Here is a 19,736-nt window from a genome sequence, read left to right as displayed (position 1 = left end):
CAACCTGGCTGGTTGACCCGCACCACCTACCTAGCGCGCGGCCGGGTAGGTGCCGTCGGCGCCGAGGCGGGCGTCGGCGTCGATAAGCATGTTGATCTCAGCCTCGTGGGCGCCGCGCTCAGGCAGGCGACGTCCGTCGACCTGTTCGAACAGAGGTGCGCGACCGACCATGCCGGCCTCGAGGCGGTTGGCTCCGGCGCGCAGACGCTCGGTGGCGCGCTTGCGCCATGCCTCCACGTCCAGACCAGCATTGCGCATGGCCTGCTCGAAGACACCGGTGGTGGCCATGACCACCAGGGCGGCGACGTGACCGAAGCCGAGCGAGGTCAGGACACCGGCCTTGATGGCACCGGCACCCAGGTCGAGTGGCTCACGCAGCCAGACCAGGCTCTCGCCCTTGGCCTGCATCTCCGGATCCACACAGTCCAGGGCCGCGTTCTGCGGCAACTTACCGGTCTCGAGGACGGAGACCAGACCACCGATCTGGAACAGTGCGGCGCCGCCCTTGGAGTGGCCGGTCAGCGTCTTCTGGGAGATGACGAACATCGGGTTGTCCGCGTCGCGGCCGATGGTCTTCCAGAGGATGCTGTGCAGCTCGGACTCGTTCGGGTCGTTGGCGTTGGTGGAGGTGTCGTGCTTGGACACCACACGCACATCATCCGGGGTCAGACCCATCTTCTTCAGTTCCCTCGCCAGGACGGACTTCTCGCCACCCCGTGCGGCACCCAGGGCACCGATGCCCGGGGCCGGGATGGAGGTGTGGGAACCGTCGGCGTAGGACTGGGCGTGGGCAACCACGGCCAGCACCGGCAGACCCAACTCGGCTGCGAGGGAGGCACGTGCCAGGAGCACGGTGCCACCACCGGCGGCCTCGAGGAAGCCGCCACGACGACGGTCGTTGGCGCGGGAGATGAAGCGCGGATCGATACCCTTGTCCAGCATGGTCTGGGTATCGGCGGTGGCGTTCATGTCGCCGAAGCCGGTGAGGGATTCGACCTGGATGTCATCGATACCACCGGCGACCACGAAGTCGGCCTTGCCCAGGCGGATCTTGTCCAGACCCTCCTCCACGGACACAGCCGCGGTGGCACAGGCGGCAACCGGGTGGATCATCTGACCGTAGCCACCGACGTAGGACTGCATGGTGTGGGCAGCCACGACGTTGGGCAGGGTCTCCTGGAGGATGTCGGAGGGACGATCCTGGCCCAGGAAGCGGTTGACGAACAGCTTGCGCAGGGACTGCATGCCACCGATACCGGTGCCCTGGGTGGAGGACACATCAGCCGGGTGGACAGCCTGCAGCAGCTCAGCGGGGCTGAAGCCGGAGGACAGGAAGGCATCGACGGCGGTGACCAGGTTCCATGCGGTGATGTTGTCCATCGCATCAATCATGGAGGCCGGGATACCCCACTTGGCCGGGTCGAAATCGGTCGGCAGCTGACCGGCAACGGAGCGGGTCAGGGTGGCCTTGCGTGGCACGAAGGAGGTGGAGCCCTTCTTCTTGGTCACGGTCCACTCGCCGTCAACCTCGGCGATCTCGGCGGATGCGTCGGCATCCACGTAGGCCTGGGCCTCCTCCTCACTGGTGACGGTGAAGGTGATGTCGCGGTCGAGGAAGATCTCGGCTGCGTCCATGGAACCACCGTCGATGAGGAAGGCATCGTTGACCAGTTCGCGGATACCACAGCGGGCGACAACCTCGTCACGGTAACGGTCGTAGATGTCCTCTTCCGGAACCTCGGTGCCCTCGGCGTCGTACCAGCCCGGACGTGGGTCCTCGGACCAGGTGATCAGGCCCATCATCCAGGCCAGTTCGACAACACCGGCGGCGGTCAGCTCAACGCTACCGTCACGCTGGATGCCGTACTCGGCCTCGAAGCGGGTGCGGCCGGAACCCCATGAGGAGATCTCGCCCACACCGACCATGACGACCATGTCGTCCAGATCCACGCTGACCTCGCCGACCTCGGCGCCCGGTGCCTGGACCGGGTTCTTCGGGGACGGCAGTGCCTTGATGGTGGCGGAGTCGGTCTCGACCTGCTCGACCTCGTCCTGTTCCAGGGAGGCTGCCAGCTCAGCGATGGAGATTCCGCCGCCGAGACCACCGGTGAGGTCGTAGTCGATCGGCGCGGTCAGCGCCTGCTCACGGGACTCAGCGGACGCCAGTCCGACGAGCTCCGTGGAGATCTCCTCCGGGGTGTAGACGTGGATGCCCAGCTTCTCAGCGGCCGGGATCAGGACGTCGTTGCGGCCCATCAGGCCGGTACCGGCAACCCAGCCGATCCGTGCCTGCGCCAGGGTGACGTACTGTGGCCAGCCGGTCTCGGAGCCCCACTTCGCCAGGATGGCGTCGAAGGCTGCCTTGACCTCGCCGTAGGCACCGTCGCCACCGAACATGCCACGGTTCGGGGAACCCGGCAGGACGATGTGGACGCGCTCACCTGCACCGCGGGAGGCCAGGTCGGCCAGACCCGCGATGGTGCGCTCGACGGACCAGAGCAGCAGACGTGCCTGGTTCTCGGTCTGCGGACCGGCATCAGAGAGGTTGCCGGAGACAGACGGTGCCGCGAACGGGTACGCCAGGGTCGGGGTCAGAGCAGGCTTGGTCACGGTGACGGAGCCACCGACGGTGACGCGCTGCTCATTGCCGATCCAGTCGATGACGGCATCGACATCGCGGTAGGAGGACATGTTCGCCGGAACGATCCACAGCTTCGCGCTCGGGGAGGCGTGCTGGGCGTAGAGCTGACGTGCGTACTCCTTGCGTGCCTGGGACACGTTGGAGGCGGTCATGATGACCGTTGCGCCCTGGGACAGCAGGCGGCCGGCGACGGCACCCGCGATGGACTCAGGTGCGGCACCGGTGACCAGTGCGACATCCTCGGCGTGTGGCTCGTCGGCTGCCTCGAGGGCAACCTTCGAGACCTCGGTCAGGGTTGCGGCGAGGGTGGTGTCCTCGACGTGGTCAGCCCACCAGGCTGCCTGCTTTGCGACGGTCTCACCCGTGCCCGCGAAACGCTCAACGGCGATGTCGGCACCGGTGGCCAGACGTGCGAGGTCCTCACGTGCGGAGGCCCAGCGGTCATCGAAGAGGATGGCGCGCTCGGCGGTGAACACCGGGGTGACCATCTTCTGCCAACCGGCACCCAGCTCGGCCTCGACGGCCTCGTAGAGCTCGGTGTCGGCCTCGGCGGCCGGGGCGTCATCCCGGGTATCCAGTCCGAGCTGGGTCAGGATACCGCGTGCAATGTTCGCCAGGACGCCGTCCTCACCGGTGACGGTGGCGGCGTAGGCGTCCAGGGCTGCGGAGTCGACGACTCCACCGCCACCACCGGAACCACCGGCGGACAGGGACACGGAGGTGCCGTTGGCTGCCGCGACGTTGTTGACGGCGGCGTCGATGAGGGAATCAACCTCACCCTTGTTGGAGGCGGACTCGGGCAGGGAGCCCAGGGCGCCACCGCGAACGGACTCGCCGTCGCGGGTGCCCAGCAACAGCTCGACCTCGACGTGGGCGACCCAGCTCTCGGGCAGACCCCAGGTGCCGGTGACGCGGTCACCGACGTAGGAGGCCTTCAGGCCGGCGGCACCGAGCAGTGCACGCAGGCGGGCGCGGATGGCCTCGCCCAGGACCGGACCGAAGGGCTTGTAGCCCGGTGCGGCGGTGACGACACGACCCTGCAGGGTGGCTACATCGGCATCGGCTGCGCCGTCGATGGTGGGGACGGACAGCTCGGTGGACATGTCCATGAGCATCTGGTTACGACGGGAGGAGACACCGTTGGTGAGGGTCTCGGAGGTGTCCGCCGGGGTGATCTGGTCGATGTTGATCTTGTTCTGCAGGGCGAACAGAGTCATGATCGCGTTCGATGCGTTGAACTTCAGTTCAGGGGCATCGGAGACGGCGACCGGTGCGGCGGCGGGAGCTGCCGGTGCCGGCACGGACTCGGTGACCGGGGCGGGTGCAGAGGACTCGGCGGGAGCCGCCGGGGTGTCCTCCTCCTCGACCTCCACGACAGGTGCCTGGCGGACATCGTTGAGCATGACCTGATCCTGATCGCGCTCCACGTTGAACACCGGGCGGGACTCACCGATGACATCCATGGTGCGCAGTGCCAGGTTGGTCAGGGTCGGGGATGCTGCGAGGCCGACCTCGATGATCTGGTCGACCTGGCCGATGATCAGGGCCTGGGTCTCGATCCAGCGGACCGGGGAGGCGAACTGCCAGGACAGCAGCTCGATGAGGAGCAGGCGGGCGAGCTTGTTCTCCTCCATCTCCTCGACCTTGACACCCTTGAGGCGCTCGGACGGGACGACAGCCAGGATGGCATCGACGAAGTCCTGGGTCAGCTCGAATGGGCGGGCGACCAGGTTCGGGATGTAGCGGCCACGCAGGGCATCGATGTCGATGACCTGTGGCAGCAGCTCGTCGAGCTTCTCGGCGAAGGCCGGGACACCCGGACGCAGCACGCTGGAGTGGAACGGCACATCGATGCCGGGGATGTCCACGTAGGCGCGTGGGTTGGCGCTGGCGGAGGCCTTGAGGGCCTTCAGGCCCTTGAGGGTGCCGGCAACGGCGTACTGCTGGCCGTCGACGTTGTAGTTGACGATCTGCAGGAACTCGCCGGATTCCTCGGCGATGCGGTCGACCCAGTTCTCCACCTCGGCACCGGACAGTCCGATCATGTTCGGACGGAAGGCGGCCAGGGCGTAGTTGGAGCGGCCCTGCTCATCACGCGGGACCAGGGAGTGCATGGCGGAACCGCGGGAGAACACCACATCGATGACACCTTCGAGTTCGAAGATGTTGCCCAGGGATGCCAGGGCGGTGTACTCACCGAGGGAGTGGCCGGCGTAGAGGGAACCATCGACGATGGCATCGGCGGCCTTGAGACGCTCGGTCTGGGCGTAGGCGACGACCGCGAGGGCGACCTGGGTGAACTGGGTGAGGTTGAGGACACCCTTCGGGTGGACGAAGGTGGTGTCGCCGACCTTGAGCTCCACCGGGTTCTCATCGATGACCTGCTGGATGGAGAATCCGAGGTTGGCGCGGGTGTGGGCGTCGGCACGCTCCCAGACGGCGCGGGCCTCCGGGCTGGCGTTGCGGTCGCCCTGGCCCATGCCCTTGGCCTGGATACCCTGGCCCGGGTAGACATACGCGGTGGACGGTGCCTTGAGCAGCGCCTGGCCACGGGAGACCACATTGCCGTCGATGCGGCAGGTGACCTCGTAGGCCGGCATGAGGCCGGAACGGCCGACGCGCTCGACGGTGATGTCGACGATGTCGTTGAGCTGGACCATGCCGTACATGGAGTAGGTCCAGCCGACGACCTCGGAGCCGAGGCCGGCCAGGTGCTGGGCGGTGGCGGACAGCCACATGCCGTGCACCAGGGGCGCGTCGAGACCGACGAGCTTGGCGGCGTTGGCGGAGGTGTGGATCGGGTTGTAGTCACCGGAGACCATGGCGAACGGGGTCATGTCGGCCGGGGCGGTGACGGTGGCGGAACGCACGAAGGAACGTGGGGTGTCCTCGATGACCTCGTCGCGTCCACCGTAGGCCTCGGCGGGCTGTGCCAGGTCGGTGGTGGTGATACGTCCACGGATGGCGAAGCGGGTGACCAGCTTGGCCACGACCTCACCCTCGGAGAACAGGGTCAGGCGCACGGTGACGATGCGGCCCGAGGAGGACTCCTCGATGGAGGCGCAGCGGGATTCAACGTCGATGGTGCGGCCGTCGGCAAGCTCCTCGAGTGGGACGCGCAGGTCCAGGAGGTGGTCGAGGTGGACGGCGTTGAGCAGACCCTCGATGACGGGGTAGCCGTCGGAAAGCTTGCCGGTGCCCAGGGAGGCGTAGAGGGCGGGCCAGCAGACACCGACCAGTACGTCGCCGGTGCCGACGTTGTGCTCCTCAAGGGCTGCGCCGGTGACGGCGGTGTGGGCGGTGAGCAGCTCGCGTGGCAGGGTGAAGGAGTCGCGGACGTATCCGAACTCGGTGCCGTCGTCGATCTTGGTGGGCAGGGCCTCGATCTTGTCGCCGGCGGCGGACACGGAACCGACACCGGCCACGCCTGCGAGCAGTGCGTAGACGGACTCGGGCAGCTTCTCACGGGAGACGACCGGGGAGGCGCCGGTGGCCACGGCATCGCTCAGCTCGACGGGGATGTCGACGTGCTTGACCAGGTAGGGGCGCTGCTCGACGGGGATGTCATCGAAGACGGAGTCGGCCAGGATGCGGATGATCCAGTAACCGTCCTCCTCGATGAGCTCGAAGGCACCGTCCTCCAGGACGTGTGCGGGGTTGTCGATGAGGTTGCCGTGCCAGACGATGTGCGGTGCGGACAGCAGCAGCTCGCGCTCGTTCTTGGACTCGTTGAGGCGGGCGTAGATCTCGACGGGCTCGCCGTCGACAGCCTCAATGCAGGCCTCCTCGAAACGGCCGAGGAGGTCGGCGACGGGCTCATCGACGCGGTCAATGCCGGCGACGGAGACGGGGCCGGGGATGACGCGGACGGCGTTGGCGCTGTAGCGCGGGTTGTGGGCCTGCCACAGGGTGTCCAGACCCCACCAGCGGGCGAGGTCGGCGTCGATGGCCGGGACCCACGGCATGGGCTTGTGGTGCTTGCGGCACAGACCGATGAACCACGCGGCGTCGCGGGCGGAGACCTTGATCTCGCGGGCGTGCGGGTAGGCGGCAAGGAGCTTCTCGACGGCGGCCGGTGCATCCTCGATGGAGGCCAGGTCCGGGAAGAGGGTCTCGATCTCACCGTGGTCGGCGTCGTGGAGGCGTGCCTCCAGGCGGTGCACCAGGTCGAAGAGACGATCGTCCCAGGTCGGGTCCTGGGATGGGTGGGCCAGGTCGACCCAGCGCTCGATCCACTCGGCGTAGGTCATCTCCTCGAGATCACCGAAGTACGGCTTGGCGGTCTTGTTGATGGCGGCGATGAGCTCCTCGCGGTGCTCCTCGACATCATCGGAGTCGATGGAGGAGATCAGGCGGGACGCTGCTGCGGAGTCGTTGTCCAGCTCGTACATGTCGGCATGCAGGTGGGACAGACCAGAGGTGACGCCACCGCGGGAATCACCGCGGCCAACCCAGCCGCCGGCATCCTGCGGGTCGATACCCGGGGTGTCCACCAGGGCCTGCTTGACCTCTGGTGAGGTGGTGGCCTCCTTGGTGGCCATGGCGGCGGTGCCGATGATGATGCCGTCGACAGGCATCTTCGGGTAGCCGAGGTCCGCGGACCACTGACCGGTGAGGTAGTGGGCGGCCTTGGCGGGGGTGCCGATGCCACCACCGATGGTGAGCACGACGTTCTTGCGTGCACGCACCTCGGCGTAGGTGGTCAGCAGGAGATCATCGAGGTTGACCCAGGAGTGGTGTCCACCGGCGTGGCCGTCCTCGACCATCATGATGATGTCGTGGTCGGGGTTGTTGTCGGCGATGGCCAGGGTGGCGCGGATCTGGTCGACGGTGCCTGGCTTGAAGGCGATGTACGGGAAGCCGTCCTCGTTGAGGCCCTGGAGCAGCTCGGTGGCCTCCTCGGGCTCGGGGATGCCGGCGGAGATGACCACACCATCGATGGCGGTACCTGCGGCGCGGGCGCGGGAGACGATGCGCTGCGCACCGAACTGCAGGTTCCAGATGTAACGGTCGAAGAACATGGAGTTGAACTGGGCGGCTCGGCCCGGGTTCAGCTGCCTGACCAGGTTCTCCTTGTTGCGGTTGAACACCTCCTCGGAGTACTGTCCGCCGCCGGCCATCTCGGCCCAGTAGCCGGCGTTGGCGGCTGCGGCGACGATGGTGGCATCCACGGTGGTGGGGGTCATGCCACCGAGCAGGATCGGCGAGTAGCCGGTCAGGGTGGAGAAACGAGTCTGGACCTTGGTCTCACCGGTGGGGAGCTTGACCAGCTTGGGTGCGAACTCGGACCAGTCGACGGCGGTCGGGATCTGGTAGCCGGGACGTGCCAGGTTGTCGCGCTCCGCGGCGGTGTAGGCGGGCAGCTGGGTGATGCCGGTGCCCTCGAGCAGGGGCGCGGTGAAACGGGCGAGACCGGCGTCCAGGGTGAGGACATAATCGGCCTTCAGCTGGGAGATCTGGGCAACCCAGTCGGAGTGGTCGACCAGGATGGCGCAGGCCAGTCGCTTGGCATCGACGTTGAGACCACAGGCCTCGGACCACTCGACGGCGATGTTGACCGCCTCCTGCATGGAGGAGTGGTGGAACGGGATGGCAACGGGCAGGTAGTCGAACTTCGGCTCGAGCAGGGAGCCGCCCTTGCGCTTGTTGTTGATGTCCTCGTTGAAGGCATCAGCGGCGTGCTGGAGGGCCGCGGCGGCCTTCTTCAGCTGTGCCGGCTTACCGGAGAGGACGAAGTGTGCCCGTGCGTTGCGCAGGGAGACCTCGACACCGTCGACATCGGCGACGACCTCGTGGATGGTGTCACGCTCGAGTCCGCGCACGGAGAGCATGTGGGAGCCCTTACCGGCGAACCGGGAGGCGGCGGCACCGAGCAGGATGGCGAATGCGAGGACGTCCTCCTCGTTGACGGCTGCCTCGACACCGAGGATGCCCTGGGAGTGACCCAGGCGGGTGGCGTTGTCCACATCCAGGCCCAGATCCCGCAGCTGACGGGTTGCCGCGACCTGGCCCAGGACGATGCCCGGGATGGACACGGCCGGCTGCGGATCGATATCCGACTCATGATCCGAGCCTTCGCGGGTCAGTTCCTCCAGACGCGCAAGCGACCCGGGGACGATGGAGGTCACCTGGCGTGCGAAGGGGGCGGTTTTTGCCCGGGCGCGGGACAGCAGCTCGCGGAGATGGGAGGCGGCGATGTGGTCGACACTGGCGTCGGCGATCACCTGCTGCCAGGCGGATGCCTGACCTGCGTACAGAATTGCTGGCTCCTTGAAGGAATGCAGCGGTGTCAGTGAAGAGATGCTCACGAAATAAAGCTCCTAAGTCTTGGAATGGGCACAGGTGTCCCATGACCACTTACGAATGCGTAGGTTACGCGAACGTAGCCGAAAAAGGTGAATGAACCCTCACGTTTACCTGGCAGGGGTTAGTTTTCGCAGGAAACACGGTTATCCGTGTGTGGAACATCACAGATTGAGGGTATGTCCGGAGGAGTTTTCCGCGAACTCTGGCCCCCATGATCCCGTGTTGTTATTGTTAACCACTGTTATCAAGCGTTAATTGCTGTTAATTACCGTTATGCTTGGGACCTAAGTGGGATCGGAGATTCATGAACACACCCATCAACCGCAGGACGTTCCTCAAGGTGACTGGTGTCGCTGCGGCAGCAGGCGCGGCGGGCATCCTCGTGGCACCGCGGGCGACGGCCGTCGGCCCCATCCTGGGAACCGTCATCGACTACGCCGCCGGCGTGCCCAGCGCGGCATCCATCAAGGCAGCGGGACATCTGGGCGCAGTGCGTTATGTCTCCCAGCGCCGCCCCGGAACGGAAAGCTGGATGCTCGGCAAGCCCGTCACCCTTGAGGAGACCCGCAGCTTCGCCGCCCTGGGGCTGAAAACCGCCTCGGTCTACCAGTACGGCAAGGGGTCGACCGCGGACTGGCTCAACGGGGCCGCCGGCGCCGGGGTCCACGCACCACAGGCCATCGCCCTCCACCTCGCGGCAGGTGGCCCCACCAACCGCCCCATCTATGTCGCCATCGATGACAACCCGACGCGGACCCAGTACCTCAACCAGATCCGCCCCTACCTCCAGGCCTTCAAGACCGCGCTCGAGGCCGCCGGGTACCGCCTCGGTGTCTACGGCAACTACAACGTCATCGACTGGGCCATCAGTGACGGGCTCGGTGAATTCTTCTGGATGCACAACTGGGGCGGCACCGGCCAGGTCCATCCCCGTGCCGCACTGCACCAGGTACGCATCGACAAGGACCGCCTGGATGGTGTGGGCATCGACATCAACCACGTCTACGCCCACGACTGGGGCCAGTGGACCCCCGGCAATGTGGTCGACGACGTTGTCCCACCGCTGCCGGGCTCCCAGGAGCCCCTCCCCCACTCCGCCCTCAACCCACAGAGCATCTCCGAGCTGATGCGGGTTCTGGGCACGCTATCCAGCTAGCGGGCAACCTCTTCATTATTAAACGTATCCGGGCCGGGAAACCATGTGGTTTCCCGGCCCGGATACGTTGGTGGCCCCGCTAATCCCCGGCGGAACGCTCCCGGACATCCCCCAGCTGATTCTCCACCAACCGGGTGAGATCCTCCGCATCACCGGTCACGGCTGCGGCTACGACGAAGTCCGTACCGAAGGACACCGAGGAGTGCAGCAGGCGATCATCAGACCATCCCCACTTGGTTCCGATGACACCCGGCAGCACATGGGTACCCCAGTCCTGGTCATAGCCATCGGCGGCCATCGGGTCGGCCGCAGCCATGGCCACCAGGATCGGTGAGGTGGGATCGTCCCGCAGGAGCGCTGCGACGAACTTCACCACGTCGTAGGTGGAGGTCACCGAGTATCCCCAGCGTTCCGCCCCCCGGGTGGATAACAGTCCGTATTTATCAGCCGTGACATCAACGGCCTCGGGGTACTTCTCGAAGAGTTCACTGGCCGAGATGTCGGAGGAGGTGTTGATCATGTCCACCGCGGCGTACTTCTCCTCCACGGTGCCGTTGTCCAGGACATAGTCCGCGATGTAGAGCTTGCTCAGGCTGAGTGCCGGACGTGCAAACCGCTCAGTGGCGGTCCCGGTCCGGAACTCCCCGTCCAATTGCAGATAGGTCACCTGGGAGCCGGTGGAGTTCTCCACAAAATCCGAGTAGCTGGAATTACCGGTGATGTCCGACCCCGCTGACACCGTGGTTCTCTGCACGCTCTCCCCCGCGCCCTCCCCTGCCTTCTCACCGTCATCCGTGAAGATGATCAGCGGACCGCCCACAGCGATGACCACTGCGAGCAGAAATGTGGAAAGACGCCACCCGGGGTGGACGTAGGAAGATGATGACACGCCGAACAATCCTAATGCATAAAGAAACCACCACTGTTCCCGCGGGGGAACAGTGGTGGTGGCTAGTGGGTGCCGAAGGCACCACACCGGTTCGGATTCAGCTGTGGATTAGTGGTCAACAGCCTTCTCGACACCGACGCCGGTGAGGGAACGAACTTCCATCTCGGCAGCGAGGTCATCCATGTTGTCCGGCTTACCAACCATGGTGCCGATCCAACCGGCAAGGAAGGCCAGCGGGATGGAGATGATGCCCGGGTTCTTCAGCGGGAAGATGGCCCAGTCCGCGCCGGGAACCATGGAGGTCTCGGTGCCGGAGACTGCCGGGGAGAAGAAGATCAGCAGCAGTGCGGAGATCAGGCCGGTGTAGATGGCGGCCACGGCACCGGTGGTGTTGAACTTCTTCCAGTACAGGGAGTACAGGATGGTCGGCAGGTTGGCGGACGCTGCGATGGCGAAGGCCAGGGCGACCAGGAAGGCGACGTTCTGGGTCATGGCCAGGATACCCAGGACGATGGAGAGGACACCGATGACGATCACGGTGATGCGGGAGACGCGGACCTGCTCGGCCTCGGTGGACTTGCCGTCACGGAGAACACCGTTGTAGATGTCGTGACCGACAGCTGCGGAGGCGGTGATGGCCAGACCGGCGACCACGGCGAGCACGGTGGCGAAGGCGACAGCGGAGATCAGAGCCATGAAGATGGAACCACCGAGTTCGAAGGCCAGCAGCGGGGCTGCCGCGTTCTGGGCACCCGGGGCGGCGAGGATATCATCCGGACCGACGAGTGCGGCAGCGCCGTAACCGAGGATCAGGGTCATCAGGTAGAAGGCACCGATGAGGACGATGGCCCAGGTGACGGACTTACGTGCCTCGACGGCGGTGGGAACGGTGTAGAAGCGCATGAGCACGTGGGGCAGACCGGCGGTGCCGAGCACCAGTGCGATGGCCAGGGAGATGAAGTCCAGCTGGGAGGTCAGGCTCGCACCGTACTGCAGGCCGGGCTCGAGGATCTGGGTGGCCTCGTAGCCCTTGGCTGCCAGGTGCTCGGAGTCAGCATGGGTCTCCACGGCATCATTCAGCAGGGTGGTGATGCCACCCTTGACCTTCCAGAAGGTCAGGACAGTCATGATGCCGACACCGCCGACCAGCAGGACAGCCTTGATCATCTGGACGTAGGTGGTGCCCTTCATTCCGCCGAGCAGGACGTAGGCGATCATCACGATACCGACGATGCCGACCACAACCGCCTGCCAGACGAACTCGTGGATGTTGAGCAGAACGGACACGAGGGAACCTGCACCGGCCATCTGGGCGATGAGGTAGAAGAGGCTCACGGCGAGGGTACCGAAGGCGGCGGCCACACGGACCGGCTTCTGCTTCAGGCGGAAGGACAGAACATCCGCCATGGTGAAGCGGCCGACGTTACGCAGTGGCTCGGCCACCAGCAGCAGCGCCACGAGCCAGGCCACGAAGAAGCCGATGGAGTAGAGGAATCCGTCATAACCGTTCAGCGCGATGGCACCGACGATACCGAGGAAGGAGGCGGCCGACAGGTAGTCACCTGCGATGGCCAGGCCGTTCTGGGTGCCGGAGAAGGAGGCACCACCGGTGTAGAAGTCGGTGGATTCGCCGGTGCTCTTACCGGCGCGCATCACCACGGTCATGGTGACGACGATGAAGACAACGAAGACAGCGATGTTGAGGATCGGGTTACCGACACCCTCGGGTGTCGCTTCCTGTGCGAGGAGAAGGGTTGAGTTCATGGTGGTTTAACCTTCCATCTTCTTGCGGATTGCAGACTGGCGGGGCTCGAGGTTCTTGTTCGCGAACACGATGTACACATAGGTGATCACGAAGGTGGTAACGAACTGGAGCAGCCCGAAGATCAGGCCGATGTTGATGGATCCGAACACCGGGGTGGCCATCCACTCACTGGCGAAGGTCGCAATCAGTACGTAGGCGATGTACCACACGAAGAACGCGATGGTCATCGGGAATGCGAAGGAGCGGAACTTGCTGCGGAGTTCACCGAACTCCTGGCTGTTCTGCATGTCCCGGAATTCTTGAGCTGTCGGCTGACGACGCTCCCGGATTGAAGGTTCTGCACTCACTGGAAATTCATCTCGCTTTCATATCCCTCGAGCAGGGTGTTGGTAACCGGTTTCCGGGGGAGGTGCCGGCCTCCCCCGGAAACTGAATGTCTCACTACATTTCGCCGACGACCGGAAAATATGTTGTCGGTCACAGCTAAACGTGTGAATGTGAAGTTACCTAACTCACATTGCAATGCGATAGCGATTAATGAAACTTTTCCCAAACTTCCACACCCGATACACCCGAAAACAGCTTTAACCAGCCGTTATAATCGCTGACGATCTACCCCCAAAAGAGCACATGATGATGACTTTGTTAACCCTGTTAACATGCGGTTGTAATAGTTAACGGGCTTCACATACCGGCTTTTTCGGCATGATCTCTGTTTCTGGGGTTAAAATCGGGCAGGTTAGGCCGGAAATTCCTCGGGGTCATGGAAGAGACGACCCATCCCCGGCCCCTCATCCAACGCCGTGATGCGCTCCACCTCCTCCACCGAAAGTTGGAAGCCGTGGACATCCAGATTGCTGCGCAGACGCCCCGGATCGGATGACTTCGGGATGGCTACCACCCCCAACTGGACCAGCCATCTCAATACCACCGCGGACGCCGGGACCCCGTACCGGCCCGCAATTCCCTTGATCACCGGATGCGATAGAACCCCACCCCGCGCCAATGGTGCCCATGCGGTGGTGACCACGCCCAACCTGTCATGCAACGCCCTCAGGGGTGCCTGACTGAAGCCGGGATGCAGTTCCACCTGGTTCACCGCCGGCACGATCCCCGTGGTGACCACGAGGTCCTCCAACACCCCGGCGTAGAAATTGGCCACACCGATCGACTGGACCTGCCCCAGACCCTGGATCCTGGCGACCGCCTCGAAGGTCTCGTTGTACAGTCCCTTCCTCGGGCACGGCCAGTGCACGAGGTACAGATCGAGATAGTCCAGGCCCAGGCGCGCCAGGGAGGCCTGGAACGCCCGGGCGGCCTGTTCACGGCCCTGATCGTCATTCCATACCTTGGAGGTGATGAACAGCTCATCCCGGGTGACCTCACCCGACCGGATGGCATCGGTCACCGCGCGACCGACCTCCACCTCATTGTCATAGAGTTTCGCGGTGTCGATGTGGCGGTAGCCCATACCGATGGCCTCGCGGACGGTCCGGTAGGCCTCCTCGCCGTGCATCTGCCAGGTCCCCAGTCCGATCTGGGGGATCTCGGACCCGTCGCTCAGGCTCAGTGTGGGACTCGGTGTCGGGCTCATGATCGGGTTGGATGCGTCATGGTATGTCATACCCTCATTCAACACCACCCGCGCCCACCCCGGATGGCCTCAACCACCGGAATAACACCCCGGGAATCGTTAGTGTTGAGACCATGACACGAACCTCCGCCAGGGATCTGATCGATCAGGTATTGGACAAGGACAGTTTCTGCTTCTGGGACACTCCCCCGGAGTACGGGGAGATAGATGATGACTACCGGGAGGCGCTTGCCCGCGCCCGGGAGAAATCCGGGGTGGATGAGGCGGTGATCACGGGTGAGGGAACGGTGGAGGGCTCCCGCGTGGCGTTCATCGTCTCCGAGTTCGCCTTCCTCGGTGGTTCGATCGGTGCCGCCACCTCCCGTCGTCTCATCCAGGCCATCCACCGGGCCACGCGGGAACGTCTCCCGCTGTTGATCTCGCCGTGCTCGGGTGGCACCCGGATGCAGGAGGGCACCCCGGCGTTCGCCATGATGATCTCCATCACCACCGCCGTCTACCGGCACAAGGACGCCCACCTGCCGTTCCTGGTCTACCTGCGTAACCCCACGATGGGTGGGGTGATGGCCTCGTGGGGTTCCGCCGGCCACTTCACCTATGCCGAGCCGGATGCACTGCTGGGTTTCCTCGGTCCCCGCGTGGTGGAGCTGACCACCGGCACCCCCATGCCGGAGGGCGTGCAGCGGGGCGAGAACCTCGCCGGGCACGGTGTCATCGACGGGGTGGTCTCCCCCACCCAGCTGCGTGCGGCGGTGGTCAAGATCATGAGGGTGTTGGGGGAGGCGTCGCCAGGCACGCCCCGTGAGCTCGCCGCACCCGGGAAACCACGTGGTGCGTGGGAGTCGATCATGATCACCCGGGAACCCGGTCGCCCCGGGGTGGCCGATCTGGTGTCGCGTCTGGGCAGAAACGTGGTGACCCTGTCCGGCACAGGTGACGGTCGCATCTCGCGGGCGACCACGGTGGCGCTGGCCCGCATCGGGGGCCGTCCGGTCGTGCTCATCGGGCAGGACCGTCACCACCTCCCGCTCGGGCCGGCCGCACTGCGTTTCGCCCGCCGCGGTATCGCCCTGGCCAGGGAGCTGCAGCTGCCGATCATCAGCATCATCGACACCCCCGGCGCGGAGCTGTCGCGGGAGGCGGAGGAGAACGGGCTCGCCGGTTCCATCGCCCGGACTTTGGGGGAGCTTGTCGACGCTCCGGTGCCCACCGTCTCCGTCATCCTCGGCCAGGGCTGTGGAGGCGGTGCGCTGGCCATGCTGCCCGCCGACCGGGTGCTGGCGGCGGAGAACGCCTGGCTGTCCCCGCTGCCCCCGGAGGGCGCCTCCGCCATCATCTACCGTGACACCTCCCACGCCCCGGAGATGATGGAACGGCAGGGGGTGTCCGCCCATGCGATGCTGGCCTCCGGGATCATCGACGGACTCATCGCGGAACACGATGATTTCATCGGGGAGGTTGTGGCCGCAATTGACAACACCCTCCACGAATTGGAAACCAATCCGGAGAGGGTGGGTCGGGAACAGCGCTTCAGGCACTATGAGCGCCTGGCTGATCTGAACTAGGCGCTGATCAGGTCGATGATGAAGACCAGGGTGCGGCCGGACAGTGGGTGTCCACTACCCTCCGGGCCGTAGGCAGCCTCCGGGGGGATGGTCAGCTGACGACGTCCGCCAACCTTCATGCCCGGGATGCCCTCCTGCCAACCGGCGATCAGGCCGGTGAGCGGGAACTGGTTCGTCTGGCCACGGTCCCAGGATGAGTCGAACTCCTCACCGGTCTCGAAATCGACACCGACGTAGTGGACCTCGACGACACCGCCCGGCTGGGCCTCGGCACCGTCACCCACGATGAGGTCCTTGATCACCAGGTCCTCTGGCACGGGTCCGGTCTGGGCTTCAATCTGTGGCTTTTCCATAAGGTTCACATGCTCCTTGAAAGATCGTGACGAGGTTGGGGTTTCAGCTGCCGTGTCCTTGTACGGCCCCGTGGCGGGGCTTCACAGGACACAGCAAAGGCCGGAACCATCGCCTGTCATTATGACAGATTCTCTGGCTCCGGCCGAAGCGGGTCGCACCGAGGGTGCGTCAGACCCGTTGCCTAGCGCTCTTCGCGGGGGATGATCTTGCGTGCGGTCTCACCGGTGTAGATCTGGCGAGGACGGTTGATCTTGGCGCCCGGATCGGCGAGCTGCTCGCGGTAGTGGGCGATCCAGCCCGGGAGGCGGCCGATGGCGAACAGGACGGTGAAGAAGTCCGTCGGGAAGCCCATGGCGCGGTAGATCAGGCCGGTGTAGAAGTCCACGTTCGGGTACAGCTTGCGGGAGATGAAGTAATCGTCGTTGAGGGCGATCTCCTCCAGCTTGAGAGCCAGATCCAGCAGTGGGTCGCCACCGAGGTGCTCGAGGATCTCGTGGGCGGTGTCCTTGACGATGGCTGCACGCGGATCGTAGTTCTTGTAGACGCGGTGTCCGAAGCCCATGAGGCGGACACCCTTCTCCTTGTTCTTCACGCGGTTCATGAAGTCGGTTGCGTCGCCGCCGTTGGCTGCGATCTCCTCGAGCATCTCGAGGACAGCCTGGTTGGCGCCACCGTGCAGCGGGCCGGAGAGTGCGTTGATGCCGCCGGCGATGGAGACGAACATGTTCGCCTGCGCGGAGCCGATCATGCGGACAGTGGAGGTGGAGCAGTTCTGCTCGTGGTCTGCGTGCAGGATGAGCAGCTTGTCGAGGGCCTTGACCATGATCGGATCAACCTCGTACGGCTCGGTCGGGTAACCGAACATCATGCGCAGGAAGTTCTCACGGGCATTGAGGGAGTTGTCCGGGTACATGTACGGCGCACCCTTGCGGGCACGGTGTGCGTATGCAGCCAGCATCGGAACCTTCGCCATCAGGCGGACGGTTGCCTTGTCCAGCTGAGCCTCATCCAGGGGATCCAGCTGATCCTGGTAGTAGGTGGAGAGGATGTTAACCGAGGAGGCCAGGGTGGCCATCGGGTGGGCATCGCGAGGGAAGACATTGAACTGGGACTTGAAGTCCTCGTCCAGCAGGGTGTGGTGACGAATCTCGTCGTTGAACTTGTGGAGCTCTTCCGGGGTCGGGAGCTCACCCTTGATCAGGAGGTAGGAGACCTCATTGAAGGTGGCATTTTCGGCCAGATCCGCAATGTCGTAGCCGCGGTAGCGCAGGATGCCTGCATCACCATCGATGTAGGTGATCTTGGATTCGGTGGAACCGGTGCTGACATAACCGGGGTCGAAGGTGACCAGACCGGTTTCCGACAGCATCTTACCCAGGATGACACCGGAGTTACCCTCGGTGGCCTGCTTGATGCCCATCTCGAATTCGCCGCCAGGGTAGTGCAGTACAGCCTTGTTGTTATCAGAAGCCACGATTTCCCTTTCAAACTTTTTGTCGGTTCCCCCGGGTTGCGGGAGGTCACCAGATTCAATAACCAGGTCGGACGCATCACGTGCAGCCAGAATGTTGTTGCGCGACACAAAAGTCTCCAAACCGGTCCGTTTAACACGCTATACCGACGATTGCCGTTTAGCCATATCCCGGTTAAGGGCCACTTCCCCCCTCTGCGGACTTGGATACCCACGTTTCCCGGCCACCCACGCCCACCGTAGTCAGTAGGCGCGGTCACGCCGGGAATTGTGCCGTCTTCCTGCTATTCATTTGTGTTTCGTCATATCAATTGCAGGTGAAAAGCCATGCTTTTCCGCCCGATTTCCGTAAGCGCCATTCTGCCGAGGAGTGGAGCATGGCACAGTTTAGCAAAGGTTGTGATGTGTGCGACAAAAAACTGCGAGTTTTTTCTTTCCGCATGTAGACCATATGTTGAAAACCCAACTACAGGGGATATTCGCAGGGTTGAAAACAAAATGCGGCCCCAGATTATGCACTACCCCCGATATGGTGATAAATCACCTACCGGGCGTACCGGGAAGGGGTGCTGCGTCGATAGGCAAGCCCGGAGAATCACCCCGCCCGCATTTTCGGGACAATCCCCCGAAATGGGCGGGTTTTGTGGAACGCGGACACAGGCACCGGGGTGCTGTGGGGTTATAGTGATCAAGTCAGATAAGGCGGGGGCCGCTAACCGACCTCTTACCTACGCCTCACTTCCAAGCGCAGAAAGTTGCCCGAAGACATGACCGACTTCCCCACCCTGCCCTCCGAGCTCATCCCCGCAGATGGCCGCTTCGGCTGCGGCCCCTCCAAGGTCCGCCCCGAACAGATCCAGGCGATCGTGGACGGTGCCTCCTCCATCATCGGCACCTCACACCGTCAGCCCGCCGTGAAGAACGTCGTCGGATCCGTCCGTGATGGACTCTCCGAGCTCTTCTCCCTGCCCGAAGGCTATGAGATCATTCTCTCCCTGGGTGGTGCCACCGCTTTCTGGGATGCCGCGACCTTCGGCCTGATCGAGAAGAAGTCCGGTCACCTGTCCTTCGGTGAGTTCTCCTCCAAGTTCGCCAAGGCCTCCAAGCTGGCACCATGGCTGGAGGAGCCGGGTGTGGTCACCGCTGAGCCGGGCGATGCCCCCGAGCCACAGGCCTTCGAGGGCGCGGATGTCATCGCCTGGGCCCACAACGAGACCTCCACCGGCGCCATGGTCCCGGTCACCCGCCCAGAGGGCTCCGAGGGCTCCCTGGTCACCATCGACGCCACCTCCGGCGCCGGCGGCCTGCCCGTCAACATCGCGGATGCCGATGTCTACTACTTCTCCCCACAGAAGTGCTTCGCCTCCGACGGTGGCCTGTGGCTGGCTGCCATGAGCCCGGCGGCCCTGGAGCGCATCGAGAAGATCAACTCCTCCGACCGCTTCATCCCCGAGTTCCTCAACCTGCAGACCGCTGTGGACAACTCCCTGAAGAACCAGACCTACAACACCCCGGCTGTGGGCACCCTGCTCATGCTGGACAACCAGGTCAAGTGGATGAACGACAACGGCGGACTGGACGGCATGGTTGCTCGCACCACCGCCAACTCCTCCGTCCTCTACGACTGGGCTGAGGCACGCGAGGAGACCACCCCGTACGTCGCGGATGCAGCCAAGCGGTCCCTGGTCGTGGGCACCATCGACTTCGATGACTCCATCGACGCAGCCGTTGTTGCCAAGATCCTGCGCGCCAACGGCATCCTCGATGTCGAGCCGTACCGCAAGCTCGGACGCAACCAGCTCCGCGTGGGCATGTTCCCCGCCATCGACACCGTCGATGTGGAGAAGCTGACCAAGGCCATCGATCATATCCTCGAGGGTGGCTTCGCCAAGAAGTAGCACCAGCGCAGGCTTTTCCTGCAGGACGCGCTATCCCGGTACCGCCCCGGTACCACGGGGCAGCGCGTTTTTTCGTTAAGCTGGGTAAACACATCAC

At 64.3% G+C, this 19,736-nt stretch carries 10 protein-coding genes; 3 read left to right on the top strand and 7 right to left on the bottom strand.

Features of this window, described 5'->3' with window-relative positions:
- Window positions 1-30: 30 nt before the first annotated feature.
- Window positions 31-8,949: a type I polyketide synthase gene (locus CE_RS04675; protein WP_006770123.1), complete on the bottom strand. Its 8,919-nt coding sequence runs from the start codon at window positions 8,947-8,949 to the stop codon at window positions 31-33.
- Between the two features lie 302 nt (window positions 8,950-9,251).
- Here CE_RS04675 and CE_RS04670 point away from each other — a divergent pair, with 302 nt between their 5' ends.
- Window positions 9,252-10,103, top strand: coding sequence for a DUF1906 domain-containing protein (locus tag CE_RS04670; RefSeq protein WP_006770124.1), 852 nt, complete (start codon window positions 9,252-9,254; stop codon window positions 10,101-10,103).
- 79 nt (window positions 10,104-10,182) lie between these two features.
- On the opposite strand, the gene CE_RS04665 is transcribed toward CE_RS04670, so the two are convergent.
- The 4 genes from CE_RS04665 to CE_RS04650 all read right to left on the bottom strand — a co-directional run bounded on the left by CE_RS04665 (window position 10,183) and on the right by CE_RS04650 (window position 14,381).
- Window positions 10,183-10,992: a hypothetical protein gene (locus tag CE_RS04665; protein ID WP_143758420.1), complete on the bottom strand. Its 810-nt coding sequence runs from the start codon at window positions 10,990-10,992 to the stop codon at window positions 10,183-10,185.
- Window positions 10,993-11,100: 108 nt separating this feature from the next.
- Entirely contained in the window at window positions 11,101-12,756 is a 1,656-nt protein-coding gene (locus tag CE_RS04660) for a solute symporter family protein (protein WP_006770126.1), read from the bottom strand.
- Window positions 12,757-12,762: 6 nt separating this feature from the next.
- A complete protein-coding gene (locus tag CE_RS04655; protein ID WP_006770127.1) occupies window positions 12,763-13,044 on the bottom strand; it encodes a DUF485 domain-containing protein in 282 nt (93 codons plus the stop codon).
- A 452-nt stretch (window positions 13,045-13,496) separates the two neighbouring features.
- Window positions 13,497-14,381 (bottom strand): aldo/keto reductase, encoded by an 885-nt coding sequence (locus tag CE_RS04650; RefSeq protein WP_006770128.1) that lies wholly within the window; start codon window positions 14,379-14,381, stop codon window positions 13,497-13,499.
- Between the two features lie 83 nt (window positions 14,382-14,464).
- Between CE_RS04650 and CE_RS04645 the strand changes: the two genes are divergently transcribed.
- The gene (locus tag CE_RS04645; protein ID WP_006770129.1) at window positions 14,465-15,916 is read left to right on the top strand and encodes a carboxyl transferase domain-containing protein; all 1,452 of its coding nucleotides are present in this window, start codon (window positions 14,465-14,467) and stop codon (window positions 15,914-15,916) included.
- On the opposite strand, the gene fkpA is transcribed toward CE_RS04645, so the two are convergent.
- Window positions 15,913-16,269 carry an FKBP-type peptidyl-prolyl cis-trans isomerase FkpA gene (gene fkpA / locus CE_RS04640; protein ID WP_006770130.1) on the bottom strand — a complete coding sequence of 119 codons (357 nt, stop codon included), beginning with the start codon at window positions 16,267-16,269 and terminating at the stop codon, window positions 15,913-15,915. The two genes, CE_RS04645 and fkpA, sit on opposite strands and share 4 nt — an antisense overlap.
- 182 nt (window positions 16,270-16,451) lie before the next feature.
- A complete protein-coding gene (locus CE_RS04635) occupies window positions 16,452-17,744 on the bottom strand; it encodes a citrate synthase (protein WP_011075192.1) in 1,293 nt (430 codons plus the stop codon).
- A 764-nt stretch (window positions 17,745-18,508) separates the two neighbouring features.
- On the opposite strand from CE_RS04635, the gene serC reads away from it, so the two are divergent.
- Window positions 18,509-19,639, top strand: a complete 1,131-nt coding sequence (gene serC, locus CE_RS04630; protein WP_006770133.1) for a phosphoserine transaminase — start codon at window positions 18,509-18,511, stop codon at window positions 19,637-19,639.
- Window positions 19,640-19,736: the final 97 nt, after the last annotated feature.

Source organism: Corynebacterium efficiens YS-314 (genome assembly GCF_000011305.1).
Classification (GTDB): domain Bacteria; phylum Actinomycetota; class Actinomycetes; order Mycobacteriales; family Mycobacteriaceae; genus Corynebacterium; species Corynebacterium efficiens.
The sequence above is the reverse complement of the archived record's forward strand: the minus strand, read 5'-3'. Positions and strand labels throughout refer to the sequence as shown.